At 32.0% G+C, this 10,199-nt stretch carries 12 protein-coding genes; 3 read left to right on the top strand and 9 right to left on the bottom strand.

The window, feature by feature from the left end; translation table 11 throughout:
* The first annotated feature begins 36 nt into the window (after positions 1-36).
* Positions 37-1,371: an APC family permease gene (locus AOG54_RS07215; RefSeq protein ID WP_236692477.1), complete on the top strand. Its 1,335-nt coding sequence runs from the start codon at positions 37-39 to the stop codon at positions 1,369-1,371.
* A 328-nt stretch (positions 1,372-1,699) separates the two neighbouring features.
* Here the strand turns inward: AOG54_RS07215 and AOG54_RS07210 are convergent, their stop codons facing one another.
* The 7 genes from AOG54_RS07210 to AOG54_RS07180 all read right to left on the bottom strand — a co-directional run bounded on the left by AOG54_RS07210 (position 1,700) and on the right by AOG54_RS07180 (position 7,001).
* On the bottom strand, positions 1,700-2,464 hold the full coding sequence (locus AOG54_RS07210; RefSeq protein WP_055032570.1) for a sulfite exporter TauE/SafE family protein: 765 nt from the start codon (positions 2,462-2,464) through the stop codon (positions 1,700-1,702).
* 6 nt (positions 2,465-2,470) lie between these two features.
* Positions 2,471-3,076, bottom strand: a complete 606-nt coding sequence (locus AOG54_RS07205; protein WP_055032569.1) for an FmdE family protein — start codon at positions 3,074-3,076, stop codon at positions 2,471-2,473.
* A 169-nt stretch (positions 3,077-3,245) separates the two neighbouring features.
* Positions 3,246-3,683 (bottom strand): hypothetical protein, encoded by a 438-nt coding sequence (locus tag AOG54_RS07200; protein ID WP_055032568.1) that lies wholly within the window; start codon positions 3,681-3,683, stop codon positions 3,246-3,248.
* Between the two features lie 235 nt (positions 3,684-3,918).
* A complete protein-coding gene (locus tag AOG54_RS07195) occupies positions 3,919-4,155 on the bottom strand; it encodes a hypothetical protein (protein ID WP_055032567.1) in 237 nt (78 codons plus the stop codon).
* Between the two features lie 105 nt (positions 4,156-4,260).
* Complete coding sequence (locus AOG54_RS07190) at positions 4,261-5,625, bottom strand: ATP-binding protein (RefSeq protein WP_236692476.1); 1,365 nt, start codon at positions 5,623-5,625, stop codon at positions 4,261-4,263.
* Between the two features lie 331 nt (positions 5,626-5,956).
* On the bottom strand, positions 5,957-6,313 hold the full coding sequence (locus AOG54_RS07185) for a MarR family winged helix-turn-helix transcriptional regulator (RefSeq protein WP_055032566.1): 357 nt from the start codon (positions 6,311-6,313) through the stop codon (positions 5,957-5,959).
* Positions 6,303-7,001, bottom strand: a complete 699-nt coding sequence (locus tag AOG54_RS07180) for a hypothetical protein (protein ID WP_156318715.1) — start codon at positions 6,999-7,001, stop codon at positions 6,303-6,305. Before AOG54_RS07180 ends, AOG54_RS07185 begins: the two co-directional genes overlap by 11 nt.
* A 120-nt stretch (positions 7,002-7,121) precedes the next feature.
* Here AOG54_RS07180 and AOG54_RS07175 point away from each other — a divergent pair, with 120 nt between their 5' ends.
* Together AOG54_RS07175 and AOG54_RS07170 are read left to right on the top strand one after the other, a co-directional pair.
* Positions 7,122-7,859 carry an ABC transporter ATP-binding protein gene (locus tag AOG54_RS07175; RefSeq protein WP_162200878.1) on the top strand — a complete coding sequence of 246 codons (738 nt, stop codon included), beginning with the start codon at positions 7,122-7,124 and terminating at the stop codon, positions 7,857-7,859.
* Positions 7,856-8,659 (top strand): ABC transporter permease subunit, encoded by an 804-nt coding sequence (locus AOG54_RS07170; protein WP_048102335.1) that lies wholly within the window; start codon positions 7,856-7,858, stop codon positions 8,657-8,659. The genes AOG54_RS07175 and AOG54_RS07170 overlap by 4 nt, the downstream gene beginning before the upstream one ends.
* 143 nt (positions 8,660-8,802) lie before the next feature.
* On the opposite strand, the gene AOG54_RS07165 is transcribed toward AOG54_RS07170, so the two are convergent.
* Both AOG54_RS07165 and AOG54_RS07160 read right to left on the bottom strand, forming a co-directional pair.
* Entirely contained in the window at positions 8,803-9,192 is a 390-nt protein-coding gene (locus AOG54_RS07165; protein ID WP_236688948.1) for a YbjQ family protein, read from the bottom strand.
* A 210-nt stretch (positions 9,193-9,402) separates the two neighbouring features.
* The gene (locus AOG54_RS07160) at positions 9,403-10,137 is read right to left on the bottom strand and encodes a hypothetical protein (protein WP_156318714.1); all 735 of its coding nucleotides are present in this window, start codon (positions 10,135-10,137) and stop codon (positions 9,403-9,405) included.
* Positions 10,138-10,199: the final 62 nt, after the last annotated feature.

Genomic DNA, 10,199 nt, shown 5'->3' with positions numbered 1-10,199 from the left:
TTAATATTATTAATTAAATATACAATAAATATTTGATTGGGTGATAATATAAAGGATCAAAAATTAATAAGTGTACCTGTTGCAACTGCAGTTGGCCTCGGTGCAATTATAGGCGCAGGCATATTTGTCTTAAGTGGAACAACAATAGCCTTGGCAGGTGCCAATGCATTAATTGCTTTTGCCCTTGTTGGTGTTCTTGCAATAATAATAGCCATGGAATTCGGTGAGCTCGGATCCATAATGCCGCATGCAAAGGGGGCCTCATTTTCATTTATTTTTGAGGCATTCGGCAGCGAGATGGGTTTTATAACCGGAATTCTCTTATATTTTAGTTTCTCCACAGCAATTGCGGCAATAGCCCTGGGCTTTGGTTCATATCTTGGAATCCTAACAGGCCTTCATTCTGGTTATTACCCCATTATTTTTGCAATTATTTTAATATTTGTATTATCAATTTTAAATATTATTGGAATTAAAAAGGCTGCAAGTGCAGATTTTTATCTTGTAATGATAAAGCTCGGAATACTGACAATTTTTGTTATTTCCGCAGTTGTGCTTGCATATTCAACAAAAACATTAAATGTATCAAATTTTACAGTTCCACCCTCCAAGGATAATGTTTATGCGATATTCTCTGCAAGCATAGCTGTATTTTTTGCATATTCTGGATTTCAGTCAATATCTACATTAACATCAGATGTTAACGGCGGTGCAAACAAGGCAGCAAAGGCAATAGTATTATCAGTTGTAATAAGCATGATATTCTATATATTAGTCGTTGTTGCATTAATATTAATGGTTCCGGCCTCAAAGTATACTGTATCTGCGGATCCATTAGCATTTGCATTAAGTTATGTACATGCACCGTATTATCTTTACTTTATTGTAACAATAGGTGCCTTAATAGCAACAACTTCGGCAACGCTTGCAATGATAATGACATCATCCAGAGTGCTTTACCAGATTGGTGAAAATAAGCTCCTTCCAAAATTCTTCAGAAAATTTAATTCAAAAAAAGATGTGTCTGTCAATGGTGTTATAATTTCCTCAGTAATAGGAATTGTAATGCTTTTCTCCGGCAATGTGTATATAATAGCAGCAATAAGCAATTTTGGGCTTTTACTATCATATCTTGTATCAAGCTTTGCAGTAATACATTTTAGAAGAATAAAAAAATCTGGAACGTTTAAAACACCTTTATATCCATATACAGTTATAGTTGCCATAATATTATTAGTTCTTTTCATATACGGAATGCCAAAGGAAGCCCTTGATATAGGTGTGATTATAATCCTAATATTATTTATGCTATATTATTTCTTTATAGAATTTAAACGTGATAGGGTAATAAGGGAGGAATTATTCAAATAATAATTAATTCATATTAAATTCTAAACTTTCAGGGTCAGGATTTCTGCCAAATATGTTAAAGCACCCTTAGAATTTATCACTTCTTGGATGCTTAAACTTTCTGGATATAACCCACTGATTTTTATTTGCTAGATACTTGAACATTTAAATATTTTCCTGTTTATTTTTTTAACGAGCACTTTTTCATTTGGGAGTTTATGATCCTCATAAATAATTACATTTATATTACTTCATTTCCCTTTATGTTATATATGCTTTATGGGCATGTTAAATGGACTTCCTGTTTTAGATTGCCATGCGGGAAAAATTAAAAGGAATTGATATGGAATTAAAATTTTAATCCAATAATGGTCAAAACGACCTTTATCATAACAAATGTGATTATCACTATTATTATGCCCTTTACTGTACTGCTTTTAAATTTATTCATCAGGAAAGATCCGGTAAAGCCACCCAATATGCCCCCAACAAGGACGATTATCCATAGCAAGTAGTTAACGCCATGAAGCAACGATAAATATGATAAGAATCCGCTGGCAGAACTAAAAAGTGCTATATATCCTGCAGTTCCAGATATTTTCTTGAAATCAGTTTCTATAAATGTTAACACAGGAAGTATAATCATGCCGCCGCCTACACCAAGAAGACCTCCAAGGAATCCTGCAAGTGCGCCAACAGATATTCCAAGGTAAAGCCCTTTCACGCCCTTAAATTTTGATTCCTCATTAACTGCTTTTTTCATTTTTATAAGATTATAAAGCGTATATGCAAGAAATGCAACAAATATCCATAATAATATATGCTTTGGTGTATGTATTCCTATGTATGCCCCTACAGGCGCCATTATAACCGCAGGTATTAAAAACATTGTCCCAAGCTTCCAGTTTATCCTTTTTTTTCTGCCGTTATTTGCAGTTGATGAGGATAATGAAAAAACATTAAGAAGTAAGCCGGCAGCGGCCGCTATTGAAAATGGTATCCCCAGCGAATAATATACTGGTATAAGCGTATTTGCAGCACCAACACCTGCAATGGCAAATAATGCCGATAAAAGCCAGGTAATAAAAAGAATAAAAATATATAAAATCGTCATAAATTATCATCTTCTTTCTTTTTCATAGCATGTTGTGCAAAGCTTTTTATTCTTCCAGATTTTTATATAATTCTCAAATACAAGCTCGTGGCAGTCGTCGCATTCTATTTTCTTTGATGTTTTCTTTAATGGAGTGTATGTAAAATCTTTTAAAAACTCATATCTAAACAGTTTCTCATCAGGTATTGATGTTAAATAATCTATAACCTCATTAGATACATCCAGAGGTATTTCCGATGGTTCATAGCCCTTATAACGGTACTCAAAAAATTTGAATTTTTCAAGATCCTTAAGTATATCATCGTTTACTATTACACGTACAGCCCCCTTTTCAGGTTTGTATAATATTGCTGCGGCCTTGCCGTAATTCATCAGCTTAAATATCTGTTTTCCGTATGTGCATCCCGTTGCAGCCTGCAATCCGTCGTTAAAGCAGCCCTGCAAGTGCTCATCACCCATTTCTGAAAATAGGAAGGTTTTGTGATCCCTTTCCCTTTCTACTCCAAGAAGCCTCATTGCATACTCTCCAGCCATAAAACCCAGTGGCATATACGGACATCTGTGCCCATGAAAATCATAGGCAAATTCAGGTATTATGTGTATTTGTTCCATATTTTTCACAGCACAATATTATATTGAAATATTTAAAGTTAATTGACCGGTCAATTAATAATTAAAATAATAGGTTGTATTAAATTTATTTTCACATATAAAAACCAATTAGATTTGTTTCTTATAAATAATGTCAGTAAATTCCAGGTGATATTTTCTCATAAAGGAACTATTTATATGGCAATGTCTCAAGATATTCCAGTAAGGCATCCGTTCTGACCTTTATAGCAGGCCTGCATTCTGTTGTTTCTGTGCCTGCAAAGGTATTATTCTCACATAATTTCATTGCAGGGTCTCCTCCACATACACTTAAATCATCGCACGTATTTTTGCACACGGTTTTTCCCAAATCAATTTCATTTTTTATTTTTACTAATTTTTGATTTGTTATAACATCATTTAGTGATTTAATATTCATTATATTTGCAAATATAAACGCCCATAATTTGCATGGGGTTACGGTTGCCAGAACCGATGTAAATGCGGATAAATTACCTGCAGCATCTATTGTAATTATCTGAAGTGGTTTGCCTGCATCACGTTCTGTTTCAATTCCATTTTCAATAACTGCTCTTTCTGTGTCCTCCCATCTTAGAAAGATGTCCACCCCCGAATTTTCCCTTATTGTTAAAATTTTATAAATAAAATTTTTAAATTTCTCATATGATATTCCTGAGTTAAGGTTAATTACGCGATTTGACCCATCTATCCTTACAGGATTAAGGGATACATTTTTTATTCCATTTAATACATAAAACTTCCAGATAGTATCAGGATAATTACGGGCTTCCGGAGTTAATGCTGTTATGGCATGAAATTGATAATTTTCGCTATTTAGCAGATTAATTCCCCCTTAAAACAAGATTAAATGTACCATTACCAGGGCGATCCATTCGGTATTTATCATGGATGAATCCCGGTGGATCCATACTAATGCCAATGTTTACACTCCATTTTTTGAAAAAGGATATCCATTTTTTGCTTATCAATGTTCCATTTGCCTGTATTCTATGATAAATTTTAATATTAAATTTATTGTGTGATTCTATAATTTGAAAGGCCTCATCATAAAAACTCACAGGAATACTGAGTGGTTCACCGGCGTGCCATACAAATGAGATGTGGTTCTACGAATTTTCGGATTCCAAAATTAATTTAGCTGAAACTTTATAATTTGATAATAATTATAAATATGTATTTAAAATATTGAAATCAATATTAATCGCATACTCGCTCTTTGTTTTAAATGATTTCGCTATAATAATAAAATATTCCCTATTCCTTTTATAATCAACCTTTAATGATTTGTATTTTAAATCATTGAAAACTTTAATTCCGTCAACATTATCACTAAATTTGCACTCAATAAAGGCCATTTCATCTGTTTCGTCATTTCCTGCTATGGCGTCTATTTCTATATCCTTATACCAGAATCTTTTTACATACATAATTTTAAACGGCAATTTTATTATATTATTTCTTATCATGTCAATAATTATTCTTTCAAATGCATGGCCATAATATGTATTAATATTTTTTTTAATTATTTCCATGACCTCATCAACATTATTTATTTCCAGATCAGATAAATTAGGATAAACAAATTTATAATAAAAATTTAGAAAATAATCATTTATTTCGTAAATACCCCGACGTTTCTGATTTAATGGCAATGTATAATTGACAAGCCTAACAGAGATCAATGTTTCCAAATATTTTGATATATTTCCCTTATCAAGATGCGTTGCATTAACGATTTCACCATATGTATTATGTCCCATGGAAATATACCTTAAAATTAATTCATATATCCTTGGCTCCCTAAATTCCTCCTTTAATAATATTTTCGGCTCCTCGTATAATATCTCACCCTTTTTTAATATCTTATTTTTTATATTTTCCTCAACGCTTTTGTCCCTATCTATTAAGGAAAGATAAAATGGTATACTTCCAAATACAGCATTTATTTTTATTAAATCCTCCATATTGGAATTATAAAAGTATTTTATATTTCTTATATTAAAACCTGTAAGTTCTATGCTGCCTGTTCTCCTTCCATATAATGGCGATTTATAGCTTAATAATTCATCCTCCATCATGCCTATGCTTGAACCTGATAATATAATATACAGCATTGTGTTGTCCATTAATTCATCAAATATTTTCTGCATTATTGACACAATACCATGATTTAACTCTATTAAATTTGGAAATTCATCAAGAACAATTATTACCTTATCTGATTTTATTTCATTTATAAAATACTTAAACAGTTCATAAAAATTTGATCTTAAATCAATAAAATAATCCTTTCCTGTAATTTCTGCAAACTTATTTTTTAATGAGTTTAAATTTTCATCCATACTATCCAGGGTGCATAAATGATATATGTATTTTTTATTCTCAACAAATTTTTTGATCAGCATTGTTTTACCTATTCTTCTCCTGCCGTAAATAATTATGAGCTCTTTTTTATTTTCATTATATTTATCATTGAGAAATTTTAACTCATATTTTCTGTTAATAAATTGTTGTAACATAATTATCATAATTTGATTACAACTAAATATATAAAACATTTTATGGTAGGATATGTTATTATTTTTTCCATTTTTCATAAAGTTACTTCTTCGTCTTTATGGTTTCCTTAATGATAATTTTTTACTTTGCATGGATTCTAAATTATTTTTCCTATATTCCATTTGGCTAATGTTAACTTAAATAGAATGATGCATAAGTAAAATATTATGCATTGAACACTATTTTTATCATTTTCAATTTAATTGCATAATTCCAGAAAAATAACCGTAATAAAGCCTTTCAGGGAATGCTTAAATGTATGGATTATTATTAACTGCACCCAACCATGGGAGAATGAAATTAAGTATGGCCTTCCTTACTTTCAGAGTCTTTTAGGAATTTTCCAACTAACTGCAAATAATTTTCATAAAATTTTTTACCGCTGTCTGTCAGTTCTGCATATACCCTTGGAGATTTAAAAAAAGATATCTTTTCAGTTTTAATGAAGCCATAAGACTCCAGCTTTGAAATATGATTTTCAATGCTTCCCTTTCCACAGCCGGTGACCTTCATTAGGTCAGAAAGCTTCATTCTCTTGCTTACAGCCAGTGCCATTATAATTATTAACCTTGATGATGAATCCATTGGTGTATTGCTGATTTCAACAGATATCTGCCTTAATAGGTCTGTTAACTCCTTCTGAATATTATTGTCCATTGACAACCCCCAGATAATCGGGTGCGCTGTATAGCATGCCTATACCTGCGGACAGCCAGATTAATACAATGATGGCATAGGAGGTATAATAAAATAAATAGACATTAAATACCATTGAAATTCCGGTAAAATTAATAATTAATGGTATTACTGCAATAAGGATGAATGAAATAAAAACCGCATATACCATGGCCGGAATTTCTGATAATGTGTATTTAATGGATCTTATCATAATAAAATCTATTATAACAAATATAATACATTGAATAATAAGTTCAATAATATTACCATATTTTACCGGAATATAGGAGAATAAAACATTTGAGAAAATGTAAATAAATATGAAAATTACTGTTATATTTTTCCAGAAGCTTTTTTTAATTCCATCATTTCTATTATATTTTAAGTCCAGCAGCCTTTGTGTTTCCCCAAAAATGTGGAACCAGTACAGCAATGCCATGATAAGAGATGCAGTGTCCACAAGAAAATTTATTGGGCCTGCATATGCAGGCATTATAATATATGAAATCAGTGATTCAAAAAAGGCATAGAGGAATATAACGGCTGAAAAATATACAAAAAAGAGTCCCCACGATCTCCCAATCATATATTTCTCAAAGCTCACTATTCTGGTCTTCGCTGAATTGATATTTTGTGTAATTATATCATTAATTTTTTCATTGGACAATATCTCACCTGATTACATGGAGTTTTTAAAACATTATACCTTATGTGTGTATAAATATTAACATGGGTTCAAAGTTTGAACCCAGCAATAGTTTCATAGGCCCAGAAAATATATATGTTTATGAAAATAAAAACTATCAACCTAACAAAGGTTATGAGTAAAGGGTTTACCCTGCAATTGCATGATATGGAAATCAGGGGGCCTGGTATGGTTGGATATCTTGGTACAAATGGTGCCGGCAAAACCACTACAATGAAATTATTTGTAAATTTAATCCATCCAACATCAGGATCTGTTTTTATTAATGGCATAAATGTGCATGAAAACCCGGTAAGGGCCCTAAAAAATATTTCAGCACTCATATCTGATCCTGAGCCATATAAATATTACAGTATTAAGGAATTTTTATACATTGTGGGTTCTATTAAGGAATTAGATAAATCAGATATCAGAGAATATATGGATGTATTTTCTAAAAGATTTCATTTAGACAATATGGACATTAGAATTGGGAAACTCTCAAAGGGGAATAAAAGAAAGGTAATGATACTGGCTGCATTAATGGGAAACCCAGAGATAATACTTCTGGATGAACCGTCTGATGGGCTTGACCCCATTGAATCCAGGGAGTTAAGGAATATTTTAAATGAGATTAAAAAAACAAGCCTCATATTTATGAGTTCACATCTCATGTATGAGGTAAGTGAAACGTGCGATAGAATTATTATAATTAATAATGGCAGGGTAATTGCAAATAATGAAACAGCCAAGATTATAAATATGATGGGTGGGAACAGAATTGGGCCTGAGGAGCTTGAAAATGCATTTTTTAAATATGCTGGTGGTGGTTTAAAATGAAATCTGAATTTTCTCACATGAAAATTTTCTATAAGGATTACATGCATTTTGCCTCAAGATCAAGAATTATGCTTGAGATGGTTATTGTTGATGCGGCAATTCTGGCCTTTATAGCATATAGAATATCTCAAATTAGTAATTTAAAGGCACTATGGCCAAATGGCACAGCATTCTCTGCAACGTTTGCAGGTTTTGCATATTTCTTTGTTTGCTGGACAGCCACATTCATGGGCAGTTTTGCCATTTCCAATGATTTTACAACAAATTCCGGGCAGTATATACTTTCGTTGCCTGTAAAAAGAAGCAGCATCTTTATTGGAAGGTATCTGGCCGCAACAACCCTGGCAGCCATGGCTGTATTATCCTTCTTTTTATTTTTGGCTGCAGAATCCTATTTTAACTTTAAAACTGTACCCGTCACACTTATTAAAGGCTATTTTGTATCCATGCTTATAATTTTAAGTGCAATGTCAATTATATTTCTACTCAGCAGCCTTATAAGGATGGATCGTTTTGTTCTTGTTGGCTCATTTTTCCTGTTTTTTATTGCCATGCCTGTCATTGACGGAATTTTACAGATCAATTCCATGAATGTCAATGCACTATTGTATGTGGATGCCAATGCAGTAACAAAAGCCATTGGATCTACAAAATATTTTACATATGCAACCTTTATTCAAATAGTCCAGGAGAATTATAACCTTTTAAATTTTGATCAGGCAATAATCTCAATGGTAATTTACGCCATTTCAATGTTTATAATTGGACTTTATGTTTATAAACACATGGAGGTTAAATGAATATTTTTTTCTGGTTTATGTTTTACCGCAAGTCAATACCGTTGAAAAATACCCTCCTGACATTAAATAAAATGACATTTATTATAAAACAGGATTTAATAAATAAAAAATTAGGATGCCCAAATTAAGCTCAAAAAATAGCACTATGATAAACTCACATTTTCTGATGATGAAACTTTTTCAACAATGACTGCTGTGCCATATGCAACTATTTCAGTCATCATTTGTGCCATATCCGATGTGTCAAATCTCATGTTTATTACGGCATTCGCGCCAAGGTTTTTGGCGGATTCCTTTAATCTGTTAAATGCCGTTTCCCTTGCATCGTTAAGCAATTTTACATACTCCTTTATTTCACCGCCGCCAAGTGACCTGAGGCTTGCCATTATGTTACCGCCAAGTCCCCTGCTTCTGACCGTTAACCCCCATGTTGTTTCGAGAACCTTTGTAATCTTATATCCGGGAACATAATCAGATGTAACTATAATAACATCATTTACATCATTCATATTACCAGTTTCTATGTCATCCATGAATTATTATGGCATTGAATTATATAAATATTCTTATTAAATTAATGTTAAAATAATAACCAGTAAACATTAAAATTTGTTGGAACTAACATGGATTCGAAGGTTCTTCCATCATAAATGTGAACAAATAAAATATCATAAAAGCTCTGAATTCCAGTGAGGCTGAAAATAACCATGTATTATGGAATAATTTAATAATGCTGCATGGCCTTAAAATCCGGTGACGGATATTGCTATGAGCAGCCCAAACAGTAAAGAAAAAATAACAACAGATTTCAATATATTTTCATAATATTTGGCAAGCATTACAGGATCAATAAATTCTCCCCTGATTAATGATCTATATGGTCTGGAGGCCTGTATCTGTACCTGAAGTAGAGAGTAACCAAGTGCAAGCATTAAAATTATCATTATAATATTGGTCCCACCTTGAATTAGGTATCCTGATACAATGGGCATGGAACCTGTTGAAAATGCAAGAAATATATTATTATGAAAAAACCCATTAAAAAGTTCAAGGTTATATGAAAATAGAAAGAATATTTCAATGGCGCCAGCCACTATTAATGAGTGAACAATAAATAAGGCGAAATAAAAGGAAAATGAAAGACCTGCGAACAGTGATGTAAACCCGATAATTATCATAAATTTTCTTGAAAAATAATCTGACCATGGACCTGGTGAGTGTTTAGCGGAGGAGTCAAAGCAGTGTGCAGAAACACCGAGACAGATTAAAAATGTTATAAAAAGATAAAAGGACCTCATTATGTGAATATTTTTGGAAAATAGACTGCCAAGGAATACAAGGGACCCAACCATTAATGTATATGGGTAAAATGTTAATCCTATTAAGGCCCTTATACGAATGGGGCCAAATTTTGGCACATACCACTCTCCTAATCTGTCCGACATCGATATTATCACATAATTAATTGGTACCTGCACAATAATTTTTTGTAAATCCATTATATAATTATTAATATAAATAAGATATAATATTTATTACT

Origin of the sequence: Acidiplasma aeolicum, assembly GCF_001402945.1 — an archaeon.
Classification (GTDB): domain Archaea; phylum Thermoplasmatota; class Thermoplasmata; order Thermoplasmatales; family Thermoplasmataceae; genus Acidiplasma; species Acidiplasma aeolicum.
This window is presented reverse-complemented; position numbering and strand designations above follow the sequence as displayed.

Coding starts and splice junctions, on each gene's coding strand:
- AOG54_RS07210 (WP_055032570.1), bottom strand. CDS start 2,464: ATGACGATTTTATATATTTTTATTCTTTTTATTACCTGGCTTTTATCG.
- AOG54_RS07190 (WP_236692476.1), bottom strand. CDS start 5,625: ATGATAATTATGTTACAACAATTTATTAACAGAAAATATGAGTTAAAA.
- AOG54_RS07165 (WP_236688948.1), bottom strand. CDS start 9,192: ATGGATGACATAGAAACTGGTAATATGAATGATGTAAATGATGTTATT.
- AOG54_RS07205 (WP_055032569.1), bottom strand. CDS start 3,076: ATGGAACAAATACACATAATACCTGAATTTGCCTATGATTTTCATGGG.
- AOG54_RS07170 (WP_048102335.1), top strand. CDS start 7,856: ATGAAATCTGAATTTTCTCACATGAAAATTTTCTATAAGGATTACATG.
- AOG54_RS07175 (WP_162200878.1), top strand. CDS start 7,122: ATGAAAATAAAAACTATCAACCTAACAAAGGTTATGAGTAAAGGGTTT.
- AOG54_RS07185 (WP_055032566.1), bottom strand. CDS start 6,313: ATGGACAATAATATTCAGAAGGAGTTAACAGACCTATTAAGGCAGATA.